Annotated in this window: 25 protein-coding genes and 1 pseudogene; 13 read left to right on the top strand and 13 right to left on the bottom strand. The window is 66.6% G+C overall.

All coding sequences use genetic code 11. The features are described from left to right. Nucleotides 1-33: 33 nt before the first annotated feature. From AADZ78_RS03325 to AADZ78_RS03340, 4 genes are all read right to left on the bottom strand, one after another. Complete coding sequence (locus tag AADZ78_RS03325) at nucleotides 34-483, bottom strand: hypothetical protein (RefSeq protein ID WP_085248207.1); 450 nt, start codon at nucleotides 481-483, stop codon at nucleotides 34-36. A 159-nt stretch (nucleotides 484-642) separates the two neighbouring features. Next, nucleotides 643-1,449 carry an exodeoxyribonuclease III gene (locus tag AADZ78_RS03330; protein WP_085248378.1) on the bottom strand — a complete coding sequence of 269 codons (807 nt, stop codon included), beginning with the start codon at nucleotides 1,447-1,449 and terminating at the stop codon, nucleotides 643-645. A 48-nt stretch (nucleotides 1,450-1,497) separates the two neighbouring features. After that, nucleotides 1,498-2,280, bottom strand: coding sequence for a GNAT family N-acetyltransferase, cg3035/Rv0428c family (locus AADZ78_RS03335; RefSeq protein WP_085248209.1), 783 nt, complete (start codon nucleotides 2,278-2,280; stop codon nucleotides 1,498-1,500). Beyond that, the gene (locus AADZ78_RS03340; protein WP_085248211.1) at nucleotides 2,280-2,873 is read right to left on the bottom strand and encodes a peptide deformylase; all 594 of its coding nucleotides are present in this window, start codon (nucleotides 2,871-2,873) and stop codon (nucleotides 2,280-2,282) included. The genes AADZ78_RS03335 and AADZ78_RS03340 overlap by 1 nt, the downstream gene beginning before the upstream one ends. Before the next feature lie 140 nt (nucleotides 2,874-3,013). Here AADZ78_RS03340 and AADZ78_RS03345 point away from each other — a divergent pair, with 140 nt between their 5' ends. The 6 genes and pseudogenes from AADZ78_RS03345 to AADZ78_RS03370 all read left to right on the top strand — a co-directional run bounded on the left by AADZ78_RS03345 (nucleotide 3,014) and on the right by AADZ78_RS03370 (nucleotide 7,305). Next, a complete protein-coding gene (locus tag AADZ78_RS03345) occupies nucleotides 3,014-3,322 on the top strand; it encodes a DUF3263 domain-containing protein (protein WP_085248213.1) in 309 nt (102 codons plus the stop codon). Nucleotides 3,323-3,374: 52 nt separating this feature from the next. Further along, entirely contained in the window at nucleotides 3,375-3,848 is a 474-nt protein-coding gene (locus tag AADZ78_RS03350) for a LytR C-terminal domain-containing protein (protein WP_085248215.1), read from the top strand. Between the two features lie 9 nt (nucleotides 3,849-3,857). Continuing rightward, complete coding sequence (gene sodC, locus AADZ78_RS03355; protein WP_085248217.1) at nucleotides 3,858-4,541, top strand: superoxide dismutase[Cu-Zn]; 684 nt, start codon at nucleotides 3,858-3,860, stop codon at nucleotides 4,539-4,541. After that, entirely contained in the window at nucleotides 4,522-5,673 is a 1,152-nt protein-coding gene (locus AADZ78_RS03360) for a glutamate--cysteine ligase (RefSeq protein ID WP_085248219.1), read from the top strand. The genes sodC and AADZ78_RS03360 overlap by 20 nt, the downstream gene beginning before the upstream one ends. 386 nt (nucleotides 5,674-6,059) lie before the next feature. Further along, nucleotides 6,060-6,640 (top strand): annotated as a pseudogene (locus AADZ78_RS03365) (PE family protein); the annotation flags it as partial. Between the two features lie 23 nt (nucleotides 6,641-6,663). Further along, the gene (locus tag AADZ78_RS03370; protein WP_085248223.1) at nucleotides 6,664-7,305 is read left to right on the top strand and encodes an LON peptidase substrate-binding domain-containing protein; all 642 of its coding nucleotides are present in this window, start codon (nucleotides 6,664-6,666) and stop codon (nucleotides 7,303-7,305) included. A gap of 77 nt (nucleotides 7,306-7,382) precedes the next feature. On the opposite strand, the gene AADZ78_RS03375 is transcribed toward AADZ78_RS03370, so the two are convergent. Further along, nucleotides 7,383-7,766 (bottom strand): hypothetical protein, encoded by a 384-nt coding sequence (locus tag AADZ78_RS03375; RefSeq protein ID WP_085248225.1) that lies wholly within the window; start codon nucleotides 7,764-7,766, stop codon nucleotides 7,383-7,385. Nucleotides 7,767-7,787: 21 nt separating this feature from the next. Here AADZ78_RS03375 and AADZ78_RS03380 point away from each other — a divergent pair, with 21 nt between their 5' ends. From AADZ78_RS03380 to AADZ78_RS03390, 3 genes are read left to right on the top strand one after another with little or no spacing between them, the layout of a single operon-like run. Then, nucleotides 7,788-8,393 (top strand): TetR/AcrR family transcriptional regulator, encoded by a 606-nt coding sequence (locus tag AADZ78_RS03380; protein ID WP_085248227.1) that lies wholly within the window; start codon nucleotides 7,788-7,790, stop codon nucleotides 8,391-8,393. A 16-nt stretch (nucleotides 8,394-8,409) separates the two neighbouring features. Then, nucleotides 8,410-8,637: an antitoxin gene (locus AADZ78_RS03385; protein ID WP_085248229.1), complete on the top strand. Its 228-nt coding sequence runs from the start codon at nucleotides 8,410-8,412 to the stop codon at nucleotides 8,635-8,637. Next, nucleotides 8,634-9,032: a TA system VapC family ribonuclease toxin gene (locus AADZ78_RS03390; RefSeq protein ID WP_085248231.1), complete on the top strand. Its 399-nt coding sequence runs from the start codon at nucleotides 8,634-8,636 to the stop codon at nucleotides 9,030-9,032. The genes AADZ78_RS03385 and AADZ78_RS03390 overlap by 4 nt, the downstream gene beginning before the upstream one ends. A gap of 16 nt (nucleotides 9,033-9,048) precedes the next feature. Here AADZ78_RS03390 and AADZ78_RS03395 read toward each other — a convergent pair whose 3' ends face one another. The 5 genes from AADZ78_RS03395 to AADZ78_RS03415 all read right to left on the bottom strand — a co-directional run bounded on the left by AADZ78_RS03395 (nucleotide 9,049) and on the right by AADZ78_RS03415 (nucleotide 14,982). Next, nucleotides 9,049-11,250: an AAA family ATPase gene (locus tag AADZ78_RS03395; RefSeq protein WP_085248233.1), complete on the bottom strand. Its 2,202-nt coding sequence runs from the start codon at nucleotides 11,248-11,250 to the stop codon at nucleotides 9,049-9,051. Continuing rightward, nucleotides 11,198-12,058 (bottom strand): CDP-diacylglycerol--serine O-phosphatidyltransferase, encoded by an 861-nt coding sequence (gene pssA, locus AADZ78_RS03400; RefSeq protein WP_085248235.1) that lies wholly within the window; start codon nucleotides 12,056-12,058, stop codon nucleotides 11,198-11,200. Before pssA ends, AADZ78_RS03395 begins: the two co-directional genes overlap by 53 nt. Further along, nucleotides 12,055-12,762: a phosphatidylserine decarboxylase gene (locus tag AADZ78_RS03405; RefSeq protein ID WP_085248237.1), complete on the bottom strand. Its 708-nt coding sequence runs from the start codon at nucleotides 12,760-12,762 to the stop codon at nucleotides 12,055-12,057. The genes pssA and AADZ78_RS03405 overlap by 4 nt, the downstream gene beginning before the upstream one ends. Nucleotides 12,763-12,838: 76 nt before the next feature. Beyond that, complete coding sequence (gene glp / locus AADZ78_RS03410; RefSeq protein WP_085248239.1) at nucleotides 12,839-14,044, bottom strand: gephyrin-like molybdotransferase Glp; 1,206 nt, start codon at nucleotides 14,042-14,044, stop codon at nucleotides 12,839-12,841. 2 nt (nucleotides 14,045-14,046) lie between these two features. Continuing rightward, the gene (locus AADZ78_RS03415; protein ID WP_085248241.1) at nucleotides 14,047-14,982 is read right to left on the bottom strand and encodes an SDR family NAD(P)-dependent oxidoreductase; all 936 of its coding nucleotides are present in this window, start codon (nucleotides 14,980-14,982) and stop codon (nucleotides 14,047-14,049) included. A 314-nt stretch (nucleotides 14,983-15,296) separates the two neighbouring features. Between AADZ78_RS03415 and groL the strand changes: the two genes are divergently transcribed. Together groL and AADZ78_RS03425 are read left to right on the top strand one after the other, a co-directional pair. Further along, nucleotides 15,297-16,919 (top strand): chaperonin GroEL, encoded by a 1,623-nt coding sequence (gene groL, locus AADZ78_RS03420; protein ID WP_085248242.1) that lies wholly within the window; start codon nucleotides 15,297-15,299, stop codon nucleotides 16,917-16,919. Nucleotides 16,920-17,066: 147 nt separating this feature from the next. After that, nucleotides 17,067-17,903 (top strand): DUF559 domain-containing protein, encoded by an 837-nt coding sequence (locus AADZ78_RS03425; RefSeq protein WP_085248244.1) that lies wholly within the window; start codon nucleotides 17,067-17,069, stop codon nucleotides 17,901-17,903. A 47-nt stretch (nucleotides 17,904-17,950) separates the two neighbouring features. On the opposite strand, the gene AADZ78_RS03430 is transcribed toward AADZ78_RS03425, so the two are convergent. From AADZ78_RS03430 to AADZ78_RS03440, 3 genes are all read right to left on the bottom strand, one after another. After that, nucleotides 17,951-18,352: a hypothetical protein gene (locus AADZ78_RS03430; protein WP_085248246.1), complete on the bottom strand. Its 402-nt coding sequence runs from the start codon at nucleotides 18,350-18,352 to the stop codon at nucleotides 17,951-17,953. 21 nt (nucleotides 18,353-18,373) lie between these two features. Continuing rightward, nucleotides 18,374-19,810 carry a PPE family protein gene (locus tag AADZ78_RS03435; RefSeq protein WP_085248248.1) on the bottom strand — a complete coding sequence of 479 codons (1,437 nt, stop codon included), beginning with the start codon at nucleotides 19,808-19,810 and terminating at the stop codon, nucleotides 18,374-18,376. Between the two features lie 85 nt (nucleotides 19,811-19,895). Further along, nucleotides 19,896-21,623: an N-acyl-D-amino-acid deacylase family protein gene (locus tag AADZ78_RS03440; RefSeq protein ID WP_085248249.1), complete on the bottom strand. Its 1,728-nt coding sequence runs from the start codon at nucleotides 21,621-21,623 to the stop codon at nucleotides 19,896-19,898. A gap of 17 nt (nucleotides 21,624-21,640) precedes the next feature. Between AADZ78_RS03440 and AADZ78_RS03445 the strand changes: the two genes are divergently transcribed. Then, a complete protein-coding gene (locus AADZ78_RS03445; protein ID WP_085248251.1) occupies nucleotides 21,641-22,015 on the top strand; it encodes a VOC family protein in 375 nt (124 codons plus the stop codon). Between the two features lie 10 nt (nucleotides 22,016-22,025). After that, on the top strand, nucleotides 22,026-22,538 hold the full coding sequence (locus AADZ78_RS03450) for a mycothiol transferase (RefSeq protein WP_085248254.1): 513 nt from the start codon (nucleotides 22,026-22,028) through the stop codon (nucleotides 22,536-22,538). Nucleotide 22,539 lies beyond the last annotated feature (1 nt).

Genomic DNA, 22,539 nt, shown 5'->3' on the forward strand with positions numbered 1-22,539 from the left:
GGCAATGCTCAACGGCTGCTCAAGAGGTGCCGACTAGTTGGTGCTGCGCAACTCGGTGGCACCCGCGCGGCGGCCCGCCGACTTCTTGGCCGCCGATTTAGGGGCGGCCTTGTGCGGCTGGGCCTTTTCAGGCGACGGCTTGGTGGGCACCGGGGTCAGCTTCGCCTTCACCGGCGGTGCGGACACCTCCGGCTTGTTGTTGCTCATCTTCCGCAACAACAACGCCCCACCGCCAACGGCCAACAGGATTGGCCAATCGACGATTCCGGTGACGCCGATCGCGCCAATGGCCAGTGCGGCTGCCGCGGTCGACTTGCTGCCGCTGCTGAGTCCTTTTTGAATGCCCTTTGCGGCGCCGGTCACACCCCCGGCAACGCCGTTGACCGCCGCGCCGCCTACCGCGCCCGCGGCCGCTGTGGTCGCCGTCGCTGCGCGACTCACCGTTCGACCCATCCCCCGAACTGCCCCGCCGACGACACCCATGATGACTCCTTGGCCCAAATTGCTTTCGTTTCCAAAACGTATAACTACCGTTTTACACCCGTTAACCCGCGCGCTGCATTCGCAGCAGCGAGATTTCGTCAAGCATCTAAGACATGCAAGCTTGCCACGCCGCGAACACACAGACAACGCACGGATGTTTTACTCGTCGCGCAGATCGACCAGCACCGGCGCGTGATCACTGGGCGCCTTGCCTTTGCGCTCGTCGCGCACAATCTGCCCGTCGATCACGCGATCGGCCACCGCCGGCGAGGCGAGAATGAAGTCGATGCGCATGCCCTGCTTCTTCGGAAACCGAAGCTGCGTGTAGTCCCAGTAGGTGTAGACCCCGGGGCCCGGGTTGAAAGGTCTTACCACATCAGCGAATTGCGCGTCGACGATGGCGTTGAACGCCCGGCGTTCCGGCTCGGAGACGTGGGTGCTGCCTCGATAGAATTCGGTGCTCCACACGTCGTCGTCGGTCGGTGCGATGTTCCAGTCGCCGACCAGTGCGATCGGAGCCCCGGGATCGTCGCGTAGCCACCCCTCGGCCGTATCACGTAGCGCGGCAAGCCAATCCAGTTTGTAGGTGTAGTGCGGGTCGTCCAGGGTGCGGCCGTTGGGCACGTACAGGCTCCACACGCGCACGCCACCGCAGGTGGCGCCCAGTGCGCGGGCCTCTGCCGTGGCCGCTACCTCCGGCTTGCTGCTCCAGGTGGGCTGGCCGTCGAAGCCGACCTGCACGTCGTCGAGACCGACGCGAGATGCGATCGCCACGCCGTTCCACTGGTTGAAGCCGACGTGTGCGACCTCGTAGCCGAGTTCGAAGAATGGCAGGGCGGGGAATTGGCTATCCGAGCACTTGGTCTCCTGCATGGCCAGCACGTCGACCTCGGCGCGGGCAAGCCAATCGACGACGCGGTCCAGGCGGGTGCGGATCGAATTCACATTCCAGGTGGCCAGCCGCAGCCGCGGCGGGTCGCCGCCATCAACCGTGCGGTCGGGCAAAGGCTTCTCCTATCTCAACCGGTCGGGTGGCACGACATACCGACTGCGATGGTGCAGTCGGAATCCGAGGGACTCGGCGAGCGCGGTCGTGTCAGTGTCGAGCACGCGCATATAGCCACGGGTCGCGCCGCGGTTCGCGCCCCACGCCAAGAGTGCTTCACATGCCCGGCGCTGCGCTCCCCGCGTTGCCGACAAGCCGACCCACCGGGTGTCGTCGGGTGCGTCGGCCACTGCGGCGCGCGCGAGCGGCGGCTGCTCCAGCGTGACGTTCGGGTCCGGCGGCGACGCTGGCGTGTCGCTCGACACGTCGCGTACCAGGATTTGCTCGGTGTGCTCGCTCGCCAGGCCGGGTGGCAGCTTCAGCAAGCGGTCGGGGACGGCCAGCAGCGGTGTCAGGTTGCGCCGTGTGTACCAATCAACGATCGCCGGAATGGCGGCTGTTCGCGCCGAAATATCCAGCGGTACAGCCGAATTGGTAACGGGTGTAGCTCCGGGTTCGGCCCGTAGCAGCCAGCCGTCCACCCAGGCTTGCTCAACGCCGGGCCAGGCCGCGGCGGCGGCGTGCTCGAGATTCCGGATCTCGGAGGTGCGCACCGGGACGTCGGTGAGCACCCGCAGCGCCACCACGTCGGCCGGCGAGAACTCGAGGACGGCGCCCCGCTTCGTCTGCACTCGCACCGCTGGGTCGACTGCCAGCAGGTGTCCTACCGCATCGGTCAGCGGCGGGACCGATCCGGCTGGCCGGCGGTAGCGGACTGCCACCCGCGCCCCGAGGTCCGGCCACGGTTCCATCAGTGACCGAACGGGTCGGGACCCTCACCCGGCAGCCACGACAATCCGGGCACGCCCCAGCCGTGTGACTTGACGCTGCGTTTCGCGGCGCGCGCGTGCCGGCCGATCAGGCGATCCAGGTAGAGAAATCCATCCAGGTGCCCGGTTTCGTGCTGCAGCATCCGCGCGAACAGGCCGGTGCCCTCGATGGCGACCGGACTGCCGTCGGCGTCGAGTCCGGTGACTCGTGCCCACTTGGCCCGTCCGGTGGGGAATGACTCGCCGGGGACCGACAGGCAACCTTCGTCGTCGTTGGTCGGGTCGGGCATGGTCTCGGGGATTTCGGAGGTTTCCAGCGCCGGATTGATGACGACGCCGCGGCGGCGGCTGGTCAATCCGCGGTCCTCGGCGCAGTCGTAGACGAAGATGCGCAGCCCGTACCCGATCTGGTTGGCGGCCAGGCCGACCCCATTGGCGGCGTCCATCGTGTCGTACATGGTGGCAATCAGTTCGGGCAGATCGGCGGGGAGCGATCCGTCGGGGGCGACCGGTATCGGCGTCGTCGGAGTGTGCAGTACCGGATCGCCCACTATCCGGATGGGTACGACTGCCATGGTCGGCTAGCTTATCTAAAGTGAGTCGGCCGACTCGCGGGTCGGGATTACCGCCCAACAGTTCCGGGCATGATTCAATATTCGCGCAAAACATGCCCCTCTGTCGGTCAAGTCATTCGGAAGGGTCCAGGGGAAGCGATATGGACAGCGCCATGGCGCGGGCAAATCGAGCGGGGGACGATTCTGAAGTCGCCGATGGGCTAACCCGTCGCGAACACGACATTTTGGCATTCGAACGCCAGTGGTGGAAGTTCGCCGGTGTCAAGGAAGAAGCGATCAAAGAGCTGTTCTCTATGTCGGCGACGCGTTACTACCAAGTGCTCAATGCGCTGGTGGACCGCCCCGAAGCACTGGCCGCTGACCCGATGCTGGTGAAGCGGTTGCGACGGCTGCGCGCCAGCCGGCAGAAGGCGCGGGCCGCGCGACGGCTCGGCTTCGAGGTGACCTGACGCCCGGAGGGCTTTTGCAGGTTCTGGCCCGCCCCTGGCTACAGTGGGCTCGATGAATGAGCGCGTACCCGACTCTTCGGGGCTTCCACTGCGGGCCATGGTGATGGTGCTGTTGTTCCTCGGTGTCATCTTCCTGCTGCTCGGTTGGCAGGCACTGGGATCGTCGCAGGACTCCGACGAGGATTCCGCGTCGCCGGTGTCTACCGTGACCACCACCACGGCGCCCACCTCGACCAGCAGCAAACCCACGGCCAACCACGCTGAGGTTCGCGTCTACAACATCTCGGGCAAAGACGGCGTGGCTGGGCGCGCCGCGGATCAGCTCAAGGCGGCCGGTTTCAAGGTGACTGAGGTCACCAACCTTGCTGTCTCTGATGTCTCGGCCACCACGGTGTATTACACCGATGCCGAGGGTGAGAAAGCTACCGCCGACGCGGTCGGGGAGCAGCTGGGAGCACCAGTCGAGCGGCGCATCTCCGCACTTGCCGACCAACCGCCCGGAGTCATCGTCCTAGTGACGGGCTAGGCTCTCGCTATGCCTAAGCCCGCCTTGATTCTGGCCGCTTGCGTCGCTCTGTTGAGCGCGTGCTCATCGCCCCAACACGGGTCGTCAATCCCGGGCACCACCCCGTCGGTATGGACCGGATCACCTTCGCCGTCCGCAGCTTCGGGTCACGAGCAGGACGAGGGGCCGGTGGCGTCGGAGAGCCTGACCACCGTCCTGCGGACACCCGATGGCACACAGGTCGCCACCGCGAAGATCGAATTCAGCAACGGCTATGCCACCGTCACGATCGCGACGACCAGTGTCGGCGTGCTGTCGCCCGGTTTCCACGGGGTGCACATCCACAAGGTGGGCAAGTGTGAGGCAAACTCGGTTGCCCCAACCGGTGGTGCGCCCGGCGACTTCCTGTCCGCCGGTGGCCACTTCCACGTGCCGGGGCACACCGGAGTCCCCGCAAGTGGCGACCTGAGCTCGCTGCAGGTACGTAAGGACGGTTCGGCGATGTTGGTGACCACCACCGACGCGTTCACCATGAACGATCTGTTGAGCGGGGAAAAGACCGCGATCATCATTCACGCCGGCGCAGACAATTTCGCCAACATCCCGACTGATCGCTACATCCAGGTCAACGGGACGCCGGGTCCCGACGAGACGACGATGACCACCGGTGACGCCGGCAAGCGGGTGGCGTGCGGTGTCATCGGTTCCGGCTAGCTCGCTGTCCAGTAGGGCGGCTAACCGCATCGATTTCGCCCGCTCACCGCGGCCGACGGTGGGCGTCGAATGGGAGTTCGCGCTCGTCGACGCGCAAACCCGCGACCTGAGCAACGAGGCCACCGCGGTCATTGCCGAGATCGGCGAAAACCCGCGCGTGCACAAGGAATTGCTGCGCAACACCGTCGAAATTGTCAGCGGCATCTGCGAATGTGCCGGGCAGGCGATGGAAGATCTACGCGACACGCTGGGTCCAGCGCGCCAGATTGTCCGGGACCGCGGCATGGAGCTGTTCTGCGCCGGCACACATCCGTTCGCGCGATGGTCGGCCCAGAAGCTCACCGACGCGCCGCGCTACGCCGAGCTGATCAAGCGCACCCAGTGGTGGGGCCGCCAGATGCTGATCTGGGGAGTGCATGTGCATGTCGGGATCTCGTCGGCCAACAAGGTGATGCCGATCCTGACGTCGCTGCTCAACTACTACCCGCACCTGCTGGCGCTGTCGGCGTCCTCGCCCTGGTGGGGCGGCGAGGACACCGGGTACGCCAGCAACCGGGCGATGATGTTTCAGCAGTTGCCCACCGCCGGACTGCCGTTCCACTTTCAGACCTGGGCGGAGTTCGAAGGCTTCGTCTACGACCAGAAGAAGACCGGGATTATCGACCATATGGACGAAATCCGTTGGGACATAAGGCCGTCACCGCACCTGGGCACCCTTGAGGTGCGGATCTGTGACGGTGTGTCCAACCTGCGTGAGCTCGGCGCGCTGGTGGCGCTGACGCATTGCCTGGTCGTGGATCTGGATCGTCGGCTGGACGCCGGCGAAAGCCTGCCGACCATGCCGCCGTGGCATGTCCAGGAAAACAAGTGGCGTGCCGCTCGTTACGGCCTGGATGCGGTGATCATCTTGGACGCCGACAGCAACGAGCGGCTGGTTACCGACGATCTCGACGATATGCTGACCCGGCTGGAACCGGTCGCGAAATCATTGCACTGCGCCGACGAACTGGCCGCGGTCTCCGACATCTACCGCTACGGCGCCTCGTACCAGCGACAGCGGCGGGTGGCCGAGGAGCACGACGGAGATCTGCGAGCGGTTGTCGACGCGCTGGTGGCCGAGCTGGATATCTAGTTACCCGGCCGCGCGGATCAGCCAGAGTGGCCCCGCTGCCCACAGCGCCGTTGACGCTGTCGACGGATACCTCGTCGGGGCGGGCTCGGCCCCGCCGAGGCAACCCGCGCCGCCCTTACCGCCGCCGCGACCGTCACCGCCGTCACCCTACCGTCGGGACCGGCGGAATGCCGGTGCCGGAACCGCCCGCACTGGCGGTTCGGGAGGCGGTCTGGCGGGCCCTTCTCGAGCTTCCCCTTCGCCGGGACGCCGGCCGCCAGCGGTGCCACCGGCTCGGATGGCAACCGGCGGCCGTGGGAATTGATCGGGGCCAGCTGATCAGCAATTCAACCTCTCCTCAACCTTCCTGTGGATGAATACCAGCACCGGTAGTGGAAGGGCAGCCCATGGCATTCGTAATCGCGGTCCCAGACTTGCTTGCCGCGGCCGCGACGGACTTGGCGAATATCGGTTCGACAATAGGTGCGGCCACAACTCTGCGGCAGCTGCCCCGACTACGGCGGTACTAGCCGCCGGTGTGGATGAGGTCTCGGCGGCCATCGCTGTGTTGTTCGAGTCCCACGCCCAGGCATATCAGGCGATCAGCGCACAGGTGTTGGCGTTTCATGACCAATTGTTCGGACGTTGAGCACCGGCAGTGGCTCCTATGCGAGCGCTGAGGCCGCCAACGTTCAGCAGACACTGTTGAATCTGGTGAATGCGCCCACTCAGGAACGGCGCCGGCAACGGCGGCCAGGGCGGTGCCGGTGGCGCCGGCGGTGATGGCGGCGATGGTGGACTGGGTGGCGCGGGCGGTCTGTTTGGCCGCACCGGCAGCCACGGTGTTGGCGGCGACGGGGGCTTGGGCGCGGCCGGTGGCGCGGGCGGCGCCGCCGGCGTCGCCGGGACCGGCGCCCATAGCGGCGATCCCGGCAGCGACGGCCTCCCCGGTGCCACCGGGCTCGACGGTCATTCCGGCGGCTCCGGTTGATATCCGTCTAGGTTTGGGTTATGGCGGATCCCGCAGTAGTCGAATGGGCCATGTTTCCGCTCGAATCGGCGCTGTTGCCGAACCAGGATTTGCCGCTGCGCATCTTCGAGCCCCGCTACAGCGCGCTGGTGCGGCACTGCATCGACACCGGCGAACCGTTTGGAGTTGTGCTGATCTCCCGGGGCCGTGAGGTTGGCGGCGGCGAGACCCGTTGCGACGTCGGGACTTTGGCCCGGATCGACGAATACTGCGATCAGGGCGCGGGCCTATATGTGCTGCGCTGTCGGACCGGCGAGCGGATCCGAGTGTGCGATTGGCTCCCCGACGATCCCTACCCGCGGGCGGCCGTGCAAATTTGGCCCGACGAGCCGGGAGATCCCGTGACAGAAACCCAGTTGCAGGAGCTCGAGGACCGGGTGATGACGCTATTCGAACGGATCGCTACCGCCCGTGGGGTCCAATTGCCCGACCGCGATGCGTTGCTGGGCTCCGGAGAGGCCGATCCCGGGCAACGGTTATATGCGGTGGCGTCGCGCGTCCCGATCTGCACGGCCGACCGCTACGCGGTGCTGACGGCGCCGTCGGCCGCGGCTCGGCTCGCCGCGCTGGGCGAGGCCGTCGACTCGGTTGCCGCGATCGTGGAGTTCGAGCTCTCCGAGTAGCTCCGAGCGGGGACTTTAAGCGTGAGCCCAGGGTGGAAAAACCGTCGATCTTCCGCCCTGCGTGCACGCCGAGATCCCTACGCGCACACTCGAGGACGGGCCGCGGCCGCGATGCGTTTGAGCATGCGGCGCACCACGATTCGGTGCCCGCCGCTGCCGATGACCAACGCTCGGTACAGCCTTCCGTGCAGCCCGGGAAAGGCCGCCCAAGTCAGCGCTCGCAACCGGACGCCGGGGCCGTCCGGATCCAACTCGAACACCAGGCGGTATACGGCAAATAGGTGCCGGCCATTCAGTGCCAGCCGCCGCGGCGCGTCCGCCTCCTCGAGCCGGAAGCCCAGTGGAACCGTGGTGGGATCGTTGGGATCGCGGCACATCTTGCTTAGCAGCGCCGACCAGGCTTCCTCCGTCGACGTGCGCAGCCAGATAGCATGTTCATCGATATAGGGTAATCGTTCCATATAGAAGGACCATACTAGATCGTGGCACCTCCGCGGAAGCATGAGACCGATGTGATCCTGGACGCAACGCGCGGCCTGGTGCTCGCGCACGGGCCGCGCGCGGCCAGCGTTGCGGCGATCGCCCAGGCCAGTGGCGCGCCGGCTGGCACGCTGTATCACCGCTTCGGCAATCGTGACGGCGTGGTGATGGCGGCCTGGCTGCGGGCACTGCAGCGATTCCAATCGCGGGCACTTACCGCGGAAGCTGATACCGCCATCGGTGCCGCCACGGCCATGGCGGTTGCAGCTATAACCTTCGCGCGCGAGTTCCCCGATGACGCCCGGCTGCTGTTGACCATACGCCCGGGCGATCTCCTCGACGGCCAACCCGACGCCGAGTTCCGGGAGACCCTCAACGCGATGAACGCGCCCCTCATCGAGCGGGTGCGCGAGTTGGCCGCGCAGCTCTATGGAAGCAGCGATCCACGCGCGCTCGACGCGGTGAACCGGGCCGTTTCCGACCTGCCCTACGCCGTCGTGCGACGACATGCTTACGACGACCCGCTGCCCGATTGGCTGGAGTCCGACGTCGCGGCCGCCGCCCGGGCTGTTTTACAGAGCTTTGGGCGCGCGCATCATGATGCATAGACGATATGATGAGCATGTGCGTACGACCATCGACCTTCCCGACGACCTGCACAAACAAGCGCGGGCGATCGCCCGAGATACCCGTCGCACGCTAAGCGATACGATCGCCGATCTCATTCGCCGAGGGTTGGGTTCCGGCCAGCGCGCGGAGGTCGTGTGGAGCCCGAAGACGGGTTTGCCGGTGGTGAGCCTTGGCACGATCGTCACCACCGAGGATGTCCGTTCCCTCGAGGATGATGAATGACGACGCTGTTGGATGCGAATGTTTTGATATCGCTAGTGATTTCCGATCACATACATCATGACTGGGCTGAAGAGTGGCTTTCCACCACCGACGTGGGATTCGCGACCTGCCCGATCACGCAGGGGAGTCTGGTCCGGTTGCTGGTCCGGGAAGGGCAAACCGCGGCTATGGCAAGGAAGATCGTCGGTTCGATTACTCGCGACGCGCGGCACGAGTTCTGGCCAGACAGCCTCTCATTCGTCGATGTCGAACTCGCGGGTGTTGTCGGTCATCGTCAGGTGACCGATGCGTACCTAGCGCAATTAGCCCGGAAACACGGCGGTCGGCTTGCCACCTTTGATCAGGGACTTGCGCAGCTGCATAGCGACGTCGCGGAGCTCGTGCCCACCGGCTGAGTGCCAGGCCAGTCGATCACCGGGCCGCGGCGAACGCGCGTAGCGATTCCACCTGTAGCGGATCCAAAGACGGCCGCACGGTCTCGCGGGCGGCCGTAAGATCGGCCGCGGTGACGTCGGCGGCGTCGATGGAACGGCGCATCGCGGTCAGCGCGGCCTCGCGCAGCAGCGCCACACAGTCGGCGGCGCTGTAGCCGTCGAGCCCGGCCGCCACCTCGTCCAGGTCGACGTCGTCGCTCAGCGGAACGGATTTGCCTGCGGTGCGCAGGATTTCGCGGCGGGCGTCAGCGTCGGGCGGCTCGACGAACACCAGCCGTTCCAGCCGGCCCGGGCGCAGCAGTGCCGGGTCGATGAGATCGGGCCGGTTGGTGGCGCCCAGCACGACAACATCGCGCAGCGGGTCGATGCCGTCGAGTTCGGTCAGCAGCGCGGCCACCACCCGGTCGGTCACGCCCGAGTCGAAGCTCTGGCCGCGCCGGGGCGCCAGTGCATCCACCTCGTCGAGAAACAGCAACGAGGGCGCGGAATCGCGGGCGCGTCGGAATAACTCACGGACCGCTTTCTCCGAGGAGCCCACCCACTTGTCCATCAGCTCAGAGCCCTTGACCGCGTGCACGCTGAGCTGACCGGTGCTGGCCAGCGCGCGGACCACGAAGGTCTTCCCGCAGCCCGGTGGGCCGTACAGCAACACCCCGCGCGGCGGGTCGACGCCTAACCGGGCGAACGTGTCCGGGTGCTGCAGCGGCCACAGCACGGCTTCGGTGAGCGCCTGTTTGGCGTCGGCCATGTCGCCGACGTCATCGAGCGTGACGTTTCCTACGGATATCTGTTCGCCGGCCGACCGCGACAACGGCCGGATGACGGTGAGCGCGCCGATCAAATCGTCTTGACTCAGCTTCGGTGGTTGGCCGTCGGCGCTGGCCCGCGAGGCGGCCCGCAGCGCCGCCTCCCGCAGCAGCGCGGAGAGGTCGGCAACGACGAAACCCGGTGTACGACTGGCAATCTCGTCGAGATCGAGGTCGCCGGTGGGCACCGGCTTGAGCAGCGCCTCCAACAGCGCCTTGCGGGTGGTGGCGTCGGGCAGCGGCAAGCCCAACTCGCGGTCGCAAAGATCGGGTGCGCGCAGTCGAGCATCGAGCTGGTCCGGTCGCGCGGAGGTTGCGATCAATGCCACGCCGTCGGTGGCCACCGCGGTGCGCAGCTCACCCAGGATCAGCGCGGCCACCGGCTCCGGGCTGGCCGGCAGCAACGCGTCGACGTCGGTGATCAGCAGCACTCCGCCGCGGTCGCGAATCGCCGCCACCGCCGCGGCGACGGCGTTGAGCCGCTCGTCGGCAGCCAGCGCGCCGACCTCGGGGCCGTCCAGCTGCACCAGCCTGCGACCGGCGCACACCGCGCGCACCAACGTCACCTTGCCCACGCCGGCCGGGCCCGACACCAGCACGCCCAAGTTGCTCTCTGCACCCAGGCTCTTCAGCAGGTGCGGCTCATCGATGGCGAGCTTGAGCCATTCGGTGAGCTTTGCGGCCTGCGGCTGGGCGCCCTTGAGCTCCTCGACTGCGATCTCCGGGCTTGCGACGCTGACGGGCGCCGGGGTGCTGGACGGGACACCGGTTCCCCATGTCACCAGCGAGTTTGGTTGCACGCTGACCGGCCCTTCGGGATCGGCACCGGTGACGGTCAACAGCTCCGATGTCCAGCTGATCCCAACCGCGGAGGCCAACGCGCGGCTGGCCGCCGAAGTGGATGTGCCGGGCCCCAGGTCGCGGGGCAGCAGCGACACCGCGTCGCCGACGGTCATCACCTTGCCGAGCAAGGCCTGCCGCAGCGTGCCCGGCGACAGCGACTGGGTGGCCAGCTTCGAGCCGCTCAGCGTCACCGATCGTGCGCCGTACACCGTGACCGTCCCGACGATCACCACGGTGCCCTCCCGCAGCCCCGCATTGGACAGCGTCACGTCGTCCAGCAACACGGTGCCCACCGGGACGTCCTGGCTCGCCATTCCCGCGACCGCCGCCGTCGTTCGGGATCCGGTCAGTGATACCGCGTCCCACTCCCGGATGCCAAGGGCCGCAATCGCGCTGGGGTGCAGTCGGATTACGCCACGGCGCGAGTCGACGGCCGAGGTGTTCAGTCGCGCGGTAAGGGTGAGCTGCTGGGACAAGTCACAGCCGCCCGCCCGGCTTGCGCAACCCCAGCCGCGCCATCGACCGGCGATGCGGCTGTGCCCGGCGGATCGCGCGTCGCGCGGCTCGTCGTTGCTTAGGTTTGTCGTCCCATACCTCGGGATGCTTGGCCAGCCAGCGGTTGCTGCGCACCGCGAACGGGATATGGCATACGTAGGTGATGATGATCACCCAGATCAAGATGTAGGGGGCCAAGACCGCGGCCGCTGCGGCGATGGCCAGCACCGCCAGCAGCACGACCGCAAGGTTTGGCGGCACCGAAACGGTGTGGATCTTCTTCATCGGGATGGTGCTGACCATGAGTAGCGACGTCCCCGTGATCCAGAAGGCGAGGAACCCCACCGAGGTCCACCAGCCCTCGCCGAACTGCAGTTTGAGGCCGATGAGACCGATCATGGAGACCGCGCCCGCCGGTGCGGGCATTCCGACGAAGAATTCCTTCGCATAGGCCGGCTGGGTTAGGTCGTCCTGTTGGGCGTTGTAACGCGCCAGCCGCAATATGACGCACACCGCGTAGAGCAGCACCACCATCCAACCGACCGGCCACTTCGACAGCATCGTCACGTAGAGCACCAGGGCGGGCGTCACCCCGAAGTTCACCGCGTCGGCAAGCGAGTCGATTTCGGCGCCCATTTGCGACTGGGCGTCCAGAATGCGGGCCACCCGCCCGTCGAGCCCGTCGAGGATGGCGGCCGCGGCGATCAGCGCCATCGCGGGTATCGGCTTGTGTTCGAGGGCGAACTTGATTGCGGTGAGTCCCGCGCAGATGGACAGCACCGTCATCGCGCTCGGCAGGATCTGCAGGTTCACGGTTCGCCTGCCGCGGGGCTTGGTGATCATGGCAGGTCGGCCAGGACGGTCTCGCCGCCGACCGCGCGCTGCCCGACCTTGACGATCGGTTCGACGCCCGGCGGCAGGTAGGTGTCGAGGCGAGAGCCGAATCGGATCATGCCGTAGGTGTCGCCGATCGACAGCTTGTCCCCGACGTGCGCGTCGCACACGATGCGCCGCGCCACCAGCCCGGCGATCTGCACAGCGACGACTTCAGCGCCGCTGGGTGTGCGGATTCGCAGACTGGTGCGCTCGTTGTCGGTGCTGGCCGCGGCCAAATCGGCCGACCCGAAGCGGCCCGGCCGATGCTGCACGGCGATCACCTCGCCGCTCACCGGCGCGCGTTGCACGTGGACGTCGAACACCGACAGGAAGATGCTCACCCGGGGCAGTGGCGCCTCACCCATGCTGAGCTCGGCGGGCGGGGCCGCGGAGTCGATCACGCAGATCACGCCATCGGCCGGCGCGACGATGGCACCGGGACGGGTGGGTGGCACTCGCGTGGGGTGACGGAAGAACCCCGCGCACGCACCCGCCGCCAGCAGACCGGAGCGGCGCACCCATCGGTGGCGGTATCCCGCCGCGGCAACGGCCAGGCCGGCGGAGATGAATGGCCGCCCGGCCGGGTGAATCGGCGGAATGGTGGACCGCACCAACTCGAGCAGATGTGCGGGGCCCTCCCTAAGGGGATGGGCGCTGGGGCGTCGTGCCACGCGGTCATCTTACGGAAGGCGCCAGGACGGGCGTGGCCAAGTCGGCAAGGGCAACTGAGCCGCCCCTACCCACGGACTAAGTCAGATCCCAAACCTGCACCCGGGTTCCCGCGGATACCTCCTCGACATCCTCAGGGATGTCCAGCAGGCCGTTGGCCGATGCCAACCAGCGCAGATGGTGTGACGCGGGTGGACCGTAGCTGGTGACCTCGCCCGCGACGACATCGAGCACCGCACGCCGGAACTGCCGCTTACCCCGCGGCGACGTCACCGTGTCCGTGAGCACGGCGGTCCGCTGCGGACGCTGCGGGTCTGGCAGCCCCATGGCCGTGCGCAGCGCGGGACGGACGAACACCTCGAAGGACACCAGCGCGCTAACCGGGTTGCCGGGCAGCGTGACGATCGGTGTATCTGCCACGCGTCCGACGCCCTGGGGCATTCCAGGCTGCATCGCCACCTTGACGAATTGGACGCCCTGGTCGCCGTCCCGGCCGAAGGCATCCTTGACCACTTCGTAGGCGCCGGCACTGACGCCCCCGGTGGTGATGATCAGGTCGGCCTCGGCGGCGTAGCGGTGCAGGGCCGCGGTGAACTGGGCGACGTCGTCGCCGGCGGTGGGGGTGGCGACAACGGCGGCGCCGGCTTCGCGGACGGCGGCGGCCAGCATGACCGCGTTGGACTCATAGATTTGTCCGGGCCGCAGCGGGACACCCGGCGACACCAGCTCCGACCCGGTGGAGATCACCAGCACGCGCTGACGGGGCAGCACTGTCAGCTCGGCCAGTCCCAACGCCGCGGCCAGGCCGAGCGCGGCCGGCGTCACCACCTGGCCCTTGCGCAGCACGGTGGTGCCGGCGGCGACGTCTTCCCCGGCGCGCCGGATGTGCTTGCCAGGTAGCGCAGGCTGGCGGATCTGCACCGCTGCCACGCCACCATCGGTGGCCTCGACCGGCACGATGGCCGTCGCCCCGGCCGGCAGTGGTGCTCCGGTCATGATCCGATGCGCGGTGCCCGGTTGCAGCGTCAATCGGTCGGTGCGGCCGGCTGGAATGTCTTCGGCGACCGGCAACACCACCGGTTGTTCCGGTGTTGCGCCCGAGGTGTCCTCGGCGCGCACCGCGTAACCGTCCATCGCGGAGTTGTCGAACACCGGCAGCGACAGCGGGGCGATCACGTCATCGGCCAGGACCAGGCCTTGGGCGTCGGCCAGCGGAACCGTGGCCGCTTGGCGGGTCCGGATCATCTCGGCTACGACACGCTGATGCTCGTCGACGGATCGCATCGTCAAACTCCGAAGCTGACGCCGGTAAGTTCTTCGGACACCGTCCACAGCCGGCGTTGCAGGTCCTCGTCATGGGACTGGGCGCTGGACCTGACGAGCTTGGGGTGGCCGCGTTGTTCGGCGAAACCGTCGGGACCGTAGTACTGCCCACCCATGACGGACGGATCGGTGGCGGCCCGCAGCGTTGGCAGCGCGCCCATCGCGGGACTCTGGAATAGCAACGGTCCCAGCACGTTGATGGCCGGCTGGAAGGCTTTCGGCAGGTGACGGGCCAGTTCGGTGTTGGAGCCTCCGGGGTGAGCGGCGACGGCGATCGTCGGCCTTTCCGCTGCGGCCAGCCGGCGCTGCAGCTCGTAGGTGAACAGCAGGTTGGCCAGCTTGGCTTGCCCGTAGGCGGCGACCCGGTCATAACGACGTTCCCATTGCAGATCGTCGAAGTGGATAGCGGCGCGAAGCCGGTGGCCGAGGCTGCTGACGGTCACCACTCGTGAACCTCGCACCGCCAGCAGATGATCGAGCAGCAGCCCGGTCAACGCGAAATGACCGAGGTGGTTGGTGCCGAATTGCATCTCGAAGCCGTCTTCGGTGACCTGCTTGGGCGTCCACATCACCCCTGCGTTGTTGATCAGCAAGTCGATCCGCGGGTAGGCGCTGCGCAGTGCGTCAGCGGCCGCGCGCACCGAGTCGAGTGAGCTTAGGTCTAGTTCCTGCAGCGTGACGTCGGCTTGTGGTTTGGCGGCGACGATGCGTGCCAGGGCGGCATTGCCCTTCTCGAGGTTGCGTATGGCCAGCACGACGTGTGCACCGCGAAAGGCCAGCGCGGCGGCCGTCTCGTACCCGATGCCGGTGTTGGCGCCGGTGACGATGACGACACGGCCGCTTTGATCAGGTATGTCCGACTCCGACCAGCTGCGGGTGTTCTCGTCGGTAGATCCCATGGGGCAAAACATACTCAACCCATCAAGGAACCGCGGAGCTCGAGAGTTGGGGTGCGTGCCGCGCGAGCCGAGCGCAACGCCACCGCGAAAATCCGCGTGGAAAGTCGCCGTGGCGTTACGTTCGCGGCGGGAATTGGTGGCGGATCGCCTGCTTGCACTCGGCATAGGCGAGTGCTAAGAATGACGTTGGCACTCGCGACCGGTGAGTGCTAGGTCGGGACGGTGAGACCCAGCTCCCGTAAGCTGTGTCGTCCGTCGCGGGCACTGCGCCCGGCCATGACGTGTCATCCCCAATCCGGAGGAATCACTTCGCAATGGCCAAGACAATTGCGTACGACGAAGAGGCCCGTCGCGGCCTCGAGCGGGGCCTGAACAGCCTCGCCGACGCGGTAAAGGTGACGTTGGGTCCCAAGGGCCGCAACGTCGTCCTGGAGAAGAAGTGGGGTGCCCCCACGATCACCAACGATGGTGTGTCCATCGCCAAGGAGATCGAGCTGGAGGACCCGTACGAGAAGATCGGCGCAGAGCTGGTCAAAGAAGTTGCCAAGAAGACCGACGACGTTGCCGGTGACGGCACGACGACGGCCACCGTGCTGGCCCAGGCGTTGGTCAAAGAGGGTCTGCGCAACGTCGCGGCCGGCGCCAACCCGCTGGGCCTCAAGCGTGGCATCGAGAAGGCCGTCGAGAAGATCACCGAGACGCTGCTGAAGTCGGCCAAGGAGGTCGAGACCAAGGAGCAGATCGCTGCCACCGCCGCGATCTCGGCTGGCGACCAGTCGATCGGTGACCTGATCGCCGAGGCGATGGACAAGGTCGGCAACGAGGGCGTCATCACCGTTGAGGAGTCCAACACCTTCGGCCTGCAGCTCGAGCTCACCGAGGGCATGCGGTTCGACAAGGGCTACATTTCGGGCTACTTCGTCACCGACGCCGAGCGTCAGGAAGCGGTCCTCGAGGATCCCTACATCCTGTTGGTCAGCTCCAAGGTCTCGACCGTTAAGGACCTGTTGCCGTTGCTGGAGAAGGTCATTCAGGCCGGCAAGCCGCTGCTGATCATTGCCGAGGACGTCGAGGGCGAGGCACTGTCCACCCTGGTCGTCAACAAGATCCGCGGCACCTTCAAGTCGGTGGCGGTCAAGGCCCCCGGGTTCGGTGACCGGCGCAAGGCGATGCTGCAGGACATGGCCATCCTCACCGGTGGTCAGGTCATCAGTGAAGAGGTCGGGCTGACGCTGGAGAACGCCGACCTGTCGCTGCTCGGCAAGGCCCGCAAGGTGGTCATCACCAAGGACGAGACCACCATCGTCGAGGGCGCGGGCGACACCGACGCCATCGCCGGGCGGGTCGCCCAGATCCGCCAGGAGATCGAGAACAGCGACTCCGACTACGACCGCGAGAAGCTGCAGGAGCGGCTGGCCAAGCTGGCCGGCGGTGTTGCGGTGATCAAGGCCGGCGCTGCCACCGAAGTGGAACTCAAGGAGCGCAAGCACCGCATCGAGGACGCGGTCCGCAACGCCAAGGCCGCCGTCGAGGAGGGCATCGTCGCCGGTGGTGGCGTTACCCTGCTGCACGCGGCCCCGGCCCTCGAAGAGCTGAAGCTCACCGGTGACGAGGCGACTGGCGCCAACATCGTCAAGGTGGCGCTGGAGGCTCCGCTGAAGCAGATCGCGTTCAACTCCGGGCTGGAGCCGGGCGTGGTGGCCGAGAAGGTGCGCAACCTCCCGGCGGGTCACGGCCTCAACGCGCAGACCGGCGAGTACGAGGACCTGCTCGCCGCCGGCGTTGCCGACCCGGTCAAGGTGACCCGTTCGGCGTTGCAGAACGCGGCGTCCATCGCGGGGCTGTTCCTGACCACGGAGGCAGTCGTTGCCGACAAGCCGGAGAAGGAGAAGGCCGCCATGCCCGGTGGGGGCGACATGGGCGGTATGGACTTCTAGTCCTAGAACGAAAAAGCCCGGTCCCTTTGGGGGCCGGGCTTTTTCGTGCGCGAGTGTGGGGGCTAAGTACGTCCACACACCGCATTTCGTCCACAGGCCCCACGCTCGACGCACACGGCAACGGGCCATACCGCCGAATATGCGGCCATGGACCCATTTGTCGGCAGTCAAGCGCTCAACCGCGGTGCTGTCACCCGCAATGAATTACGCACGCGATATCGAGCGGTGTTCCGCGACGTCTATATCCGCAGGGACGCGGAGTTGACGGCCGCCGTCAAGGCCCGCGCAGCCTGGCTGTCGACGGGTGCTGTGCTGGCTGGCCTATCCGCCGCGGCGGTGCTCGGCACGAAATGGCTCGACCCGGCCGCCCCCGCAGAGATCGTGCGCGCTGATAGGCACAGTCAGCCAGGCATCGTTGTGCACAGCTATCAGCTGGCCGATGACGAGGTGCACACCGCCAGGGGAATGCGTGTGACGACCGCGGCCCGAACTGCATTCGACATCGGTTGCAGCTTGTCCGTTGCCAAGGCGGTACCGATTCTCGACGCGCTGCTCAATGCGACAGGTATCAAACCTGCAGACGTCATCGCTACGGCCGACCGACACCCTGGAGCCCGTGGCATTCGCCGGCTGCGGGCTGGACTTGACTTGGCCGACGGCGGCGCGGAATCGCCGCAGGAGACGAGGTTGCGGCTGCTCTTGGTAGCTGCTGGACTGCCAAAGCCGGAGACGCAGATCGAGTTTCGGGATCTGCACATCCGGGTCGACTTGGGGTGGCGTGAGTGGAAGGTCGCTGTGGAATACGACGGCATCCAGCATTGGGAGAACCGATATCAGCGGTCCTGGGATATCGAACGAATCGCCCTGCTGGAAGCGGCTGGCTGGACCGTGATCAGAGTCAGCGCCGAGATGCTGTCGCGGCGACCGGCCGCGATCGTTGCGCGCGTCACAACCAAGCTCCGCGAGCGTGGGGCCTATGGATGAATGCAAGGCAGCTCCCGTACATAGGGCCCACACTCGGCGCCAAACGTTTATGCCGGTACCGCGAAAACCACACAGTCGTGCAGGCAGCCCTTGGCCGCCGAGGGCGATTCGGCATCGCGGTGCAGTAGCGCGCGGGTGGGCACGACCCGCAGCCGGGCCGTCTCGGCGTCGGAATCGGTGACCACGGCGCTGCCGTCGACGATCAGCGAGTAGCCGCCGGGCTCAGGCGGGGGCCACAGCAGGGTGACGTGGCTGCGCTGGCCCAGGTTTTTGCGGGTACGCCCTCCGATGAGCCCGACGTCGAGGAGCGCTTCGCGCAGCATCGGTTCGACCGTCACGGTGTGTACGCGATAGCCGTCATCGACGGTGATTAGGTAGGCAAACGGGAAGTCGGGTAGAGCGGCCGCGAGTCGCTCGAGGTCTACCTTTTTCGCACCCTTTTCGCTCATGGCCTCGAGGATAGGCCGACGCTACTCGGGTCGGATTGGCTCTGGCTTCGTGATGAGCCGTAGTGGGTCGCCGGGTTCGCGGTTGTCCGGGTAGAAGTTCGATCTGGGGATGGGTGGGCCGGCGGTAGCTGGGCTTGCGACGTTCGGCTCACGCATGGCCGCGCTCCGCAAACCCGGGTCGTTGGCGGCTGAATTGTAGAAGCCCGGGTAGCCGGTGCCTCGTAGGCCAGGGTTGGCCGCGGCGCCGCTGGTGTTCGAGCTGGCCGATTCGAGGCCGCTGGCAGGAGCCGCGGCCGCGGCCGGTGCGGCGGCCGCGTTGGTGATGCCGGAGTTCAACGCGCTGGCAACTCCCGGGTGGAGGCCGCCCGTATTTGCCAAGGCCGAGTTGAGCAGGCCCGAACTCAACGCCGCAGTGCCCAAGCCGCCCGTGGCATAGCGCGCGGAGTTCGCTAAGCCGGCATCCGCGCTGACACCGCCGTCCGGCATCCCCGAGTGCCAGGAGCTCATGCCGCCGGCAGTGCCGAGTCCCGCGTTGACCGACGAATTCCCGAAGCCATCGTTGCGGGAGCCCGAATTCCCGATGCCCGTGTTGTCGCTGCCGGAGTTGAAAATACCGGTGTTCCCGCTACCGGAGTTCCCGAAGCCGACGTTGTCGCTACCGGAGTTGAAGCCACCGAAGCCGACTTGGTGATTGCCGGTGAGTCCGAACCCGAAGGCCCAGCTGCCGGTGTTGCCGAAGCCGACATTCCCGCTGCCCAGGTTGCCGCCGCCCAGGTTGTAATTGCCGGTGTTGCCTATACCCAGGTTGCGATTGCCGGTGTTGCCACTACCCCAGTTGTTGTTGCCGACGTTGTTGATGCCGATGTTGCCACTGCCGGTGTTGTTGAAGCCCAGGTTGAGACCGTTCTTGCTGATGTCGATGCCGAGGTTGCGCAGCACCTGCTGCCAGGGCGCGAGTTGTGCCGCGGCGGCGGACGCATCGAAGTGGTAAGCGGCCATCGCCGCCACGTCCAGCGCCCACATCTGCTCGTAGGCGGCCTCGATGTCCATGATCGCCGGGGTGTTGAACCCCAACCAGTTCGTGGCCGCCAACACCTGCATCAGGCCACGATTGGCCGCAACTACCGCCGGCTGTACCGTGGCCGCCAGCGCCGCTTCGAACGCGGACGCTATGGCGCCGGCCTGTGCGGCCGCCTGCTCGGCCTGTACCGCGGCAGCGCTGAGCCACGCCATGTATTGCGTCGCGACGGCCATCATCGCGGCCGATGACGGACCGAGCCAGGCGCCACTGGTCAGGTCCGCCGTCACAGACGCAAACGACTCCACTGATGACAGCAAATCCGCGGCGAGCCCGTTCCAGGCCGCGGCCGCGGCAAGCAACGGCCCCGACCCGGGACCGGCGAACATCAGTGCCGAATTAATCTCTGGCGGCAACCACGCGAAATGCGGGTTTGTCACCTACTCAAACTACCCGGCAGCGTCAGTTGGCGTGGCCATATCGGGATTAATAGTGGCTGTCTGCAGAGTCTTACAGCAACCGTTGTCAGACGGTGAGGGGCGCTGACCGCCGCCCCCGGACCAGCTTGCCTGGCCGGGCATCGGTGGGAACACCGTTTTCGGCGATGACTTGACCGGACACCACGGTCGCGACGTAGCCATCCGCTGTTTGGTCCAGGCGGCGACCGCCGGCGGGCAGGTCGTAGCTGATCACCGGCTTATTCAGGCGTAGTGCGGCGTGGTCGATGACGTTGAGGTCGGCCTTGTAGCCGACGGCGATGCGCCCCCGGTCGCCCAGGCCGGCCACGCGCGCGGGTACCGACGTGAGTTCGCGGACGGCCTCGGCCACCGTGAACCGTCCAGACTTCCGATCGCGTGCCCAGTGCGCCAGAAAATACGTGGAATAGCTCGCGTCGCAGATCATTCCGTAGTGCGCGCCGCCGTCGCCAAGGCCGAGCACCACGTCGTCGCGATGTAGCAGCTGACCCACGGTGTCCAGCGAGTTATTCTCCAAGTTGCTCGTCGCAACCAGCAGCATGGCGTGGCCGTCGTCGTCGAGCAGTCGGTCATAGGCCTCCTCCATCGGTGCCACCCCACGAGCACGGGCACGGGCCCCGACGCTGTCCGCCGGGTCGGGCTCGTAATTGGGGTTGTCACCGAGCGGGAAGATCCAATCCCACATCTGGGCCACGTACAGGATGGGGTGTCCGGCGCCGGGTCTGTCGCCAAGGATGTGCGCGCGAACCTCGGGCTTGCGCATCTCGGCCACCCGCTCGGCCAGGGGGAGATGCGCGATCTCGCGATAGCTCGGGTAGAGCACGAAGGGGTTGGCGGACAGTTGCAGCCCGATGATCAGCCCGATCGGGCGCGGCAGCAATTGCGCGGTGATATCGCCACCAGAAGCGTTGGCCTTTTCGACCATGGTGATGGCGTCCGGCCAGGTGGGGTCGCCGGCGTTGGCGACCACCAGGGTGAAGGTCACCGGCAGCCCGACATCCTCGGCAACGTCGAAAACGGTCTGCAGCACGGGCTGGTAGCCGCCAGCGGGAATGTCGGGCACGAATTGCAACAGGCCGCCGCCACCGTCGACGACGCCTCTGGCGATCTCCTCGATCTCTTCGCGTGCCGCGTCGTAGCTGGGAATCGGTGAACCGCTCTCGGTCTTGTGGATCGTCAGCCTCGAAGACGCGAAACCCAGCGCCCCGATTTCGATTGCCTCCTTGGCCAGCGACCGCATTTTCGCCAGGTCTTCAGGGGTGGCGGGCTCACGGTCGGCGCCGCGCTGACCCATTACGTAGACCCGCAACGGGGAGTGCGGCAGATAGGCGGCCACATCGATATCCCGTTTGCCCGCGTCCAGCGCGTCCATGAATTCGGGGAAGGTTTCCCAGGTCCACGGCAGTCCGTCGGTCATCACGACGCCGGGAATGTCCTCCACGCCGGCCATTACGTCGACGAGCACGTCGTGGTCTTCCTGGCGGCACGGCGCGAAGCCGACGCCGCAGTTGCCCATCACCACCGTGGTCACCCCGTGCGCCGACGACGGAGTCAGCCGGTCCGACCAGATGGCCTGGCCGTCGTAGTGGGTGTGCAGGTCGATAAAGCCGGGCGTGACCAGCAGCCCGGTCGCGTCGATCTCTCGCTTGGCGGTCTCGCCGTTGCTGGGGCCCACCGCTGTGATGACCCCGTCTTGTACCGCGACGTCGCCGATGTAGGGCTCGCCTCCCAACCCGTCGACGATGGTGCCATTGCGGATGAGAAGGTCGTAGCTCATCCAACTAATCTACGACCGTGATCGATCACCTAGGAATCAACTGCGGCGACTACCCGAAATCCCAGGAGTTCTACGACACAGTGTTGGGCGTGCTGGGCTATACCCGCCAAATGGATTTCGGCGTGGCAATTGGATACGGCCGTAACGGCAAGCCGGATTTCTGGATCGCCGACGGCTCAGGCATGGGCCCGAATCGAGAAGTCCACATCGCGTTCCAGGCCGCCGACGAAACTGCGGTGCGCGCGTTCTACGACGCCGCTATGGGCCTGGGTGCGGAGTCGTTGCACGCGCCGCGGCTCTGGCCGGAGTATCACCCAGGCTATTTCGGCGCTTTCGTGCGCGACCCCGATGGCAACAACGTCGAAGCGGTCTGGCACGGGGCACTCCCGTAATGTCGCTGGTATGGCCAGCACCGACGCGGCCGCTCGGGAGCTGCTGCGCGACGCGTTCACGCGGCTGATCGAACACGTCGACGAACTCGCCGAGGGCCTGACCGACGAAATCGCGAATTACCGGCCGACCGAGAGTGCCAACAGCATCGCGTGGCTGATCTGGCACAGCGCCCGGGTGCAAGACATTCAGCTGGCCGATGTGGCCGGCGTCGAGCAGGTGTGGACCCGCGACGGCTGGGTCGACCGGTTCGGCCTGGACTTGTCGCGCAACGACACCGGCTATGGGCACAATGCCGAGGATGTGGCCAAGGTCCGTGCCCCTGCCGACCTGCTGTCCGGCTATTACCACGCGGTGCACCAGCTCACCTTGGATTACGTCGCCGGTGTCACCGCCGACGAGCTGTCGCGCATCGTGGACACCAACTGGGATCCCCCGGTGACCGCCAGCGCACGTTTGGTCAGCATCATCGACGACTGCGCGCAGCACCTCGGCCAGGCCGCCTATCTGCGGGGTATTCAGTAAG

The sequence above is a fragment of the Mycobacterium riyadhense genome, assembly GCF_963853645.1.
GTDB classification, from domain to species: domain Bacteria; phylum Actinomycetota; class Actinomycetes; order Mycobacteriales; family Mycobacteriaceae; genus Mycobacterium; species Mycobacterium riyadhense.

What these genes read in the sequence shown, in the direction of transcription:
- AADZ78_RS03375 (WP_085248225.1), bottom strand. Translation starts at nt 7,766, where the DNA reads ATGGAACGATTACCCTATATCGATGAACATGCTATCTGGCTGCGCACG.
- AADZ78_RS03325 (WP_085248207.1), bottom strand. Translation starts at nt 483, where the DNA reads ATGGGTGTCGTCGGCGGGGCAGTTCGGGGGATGGGTCGAACGGTGAGT.
- pssA (WP_085248235.1), bottom strand. Translation starts at nt 12,058, where the DNA reads ATGATCACCAAGCCCCGCGGCAGGCGAACCGTGAACCTGCAGATCCTG.
- AADZ78_RS03430 (WP_085248246.1), bottom strand. Translation starts at nt 18,352, where the DNA reads ATGAGCGAAAAGGGTGCGAAAAAGGTAGACCTCGAGCGACTCGCGGCC.
- AADZ78_RS03415 (WP_085248241.1), bottom strand. Translation starts at nt 14,982, where the DNA reads ATGGGATCTACCGACGAGAACACCCGCAGCTGGTCGGAGTCGGACATA.
- AADZ78_RS03440 (WP_085248249.1), bottom strand. Translation starts at nt 21,623, where the DNA reads ATGAGCTACGACCTTCTCATCCGCAATGGCACCATCGTCGACGGGTTG.
- AADZ78_RS03350 (WP_085248215.1), top strand. Translation starts at nt 3,375, where the DNA reads ATGAATGAGCGCGTACCCGACTCTTCGGGGCTTCCACTGCGGGCCATG.
- AADZ78_RS03450 (WP_085248254.1), top strand. Translation starts at nt 22,026, where the DNA reads ATGGCCAGCACCGACGCGGCCGCTCGGGAGCTGCTGCGCGACGCGTTC.
- AADZ78_RS03370 (WP_085248223.1), top strand. Translation starts at nt 6,664, where the DNA reads ATGGCGGATCCCGCAGTAGTCGAATGGGCCATGTTTCCGCTCGAATCG.
- sodC (WP_085248217.1), top strand. Translation starts at nt 3,858, where the DNA reads ATGCCTAAGCCCGCCTTGATTCTGGCCGCTTGCGTCGCTCTGTTGAGC.
- AADZ78_RS03425 (WP_085248244.1), top strand. Translation starts at nt 17,067, where the DNA reads ATGGACCCATTTGTCGGCAGTCAAGCGCTCAACCGCGGTGCTGTCACC.
- AADZ78_RS03390 (WP_085248231.1), top strand. Translation starts at nt 8,634, where the DNA reads ATGACGACGCTGTTGGATGCGAATGTTTTGATATCGCTAGTGATTTCC.
- AADZ78_RS03345 (WP_085248213.1), top strand. Translation starts at nt 3,014, where the DNA reads ATGGACAGCGCCATGGCGCGGGCAAATCGAGCGGGGGACGATTCTGAA.
- AADZ78_RS03335 (WP_085248209.1), bottom strand. Translation starts at nt 2,280, where the DNA reads ATGGAACCGTGGCCGGACCTCGGGGCGCGGGTGGCAGTCCGCTACCGC.
- AADZ78_RS03340 (WP_085248211.1), bottom strand. Translation starts at nt 2,873, where the DNA reads ATGGCAGTCGTACCCATCCGGATAGTGGGCGATCCGGTACTGCACACT.
- groL (WP_085248242.1), top strand. Translation starts at nt 15,297, where the DNA reads ATGGCCAAGACAATTGCGTACGACGAAGAGGCCCGTCGCGGCCTCGAG.
- glp (WP_085248239.1), bottom strand. Translation starts at nt 14,044, where the DNA reads ATGCGATCCGTCGACGAGCATCAGCGTGTCGTAGCCGAGATGATCCGG.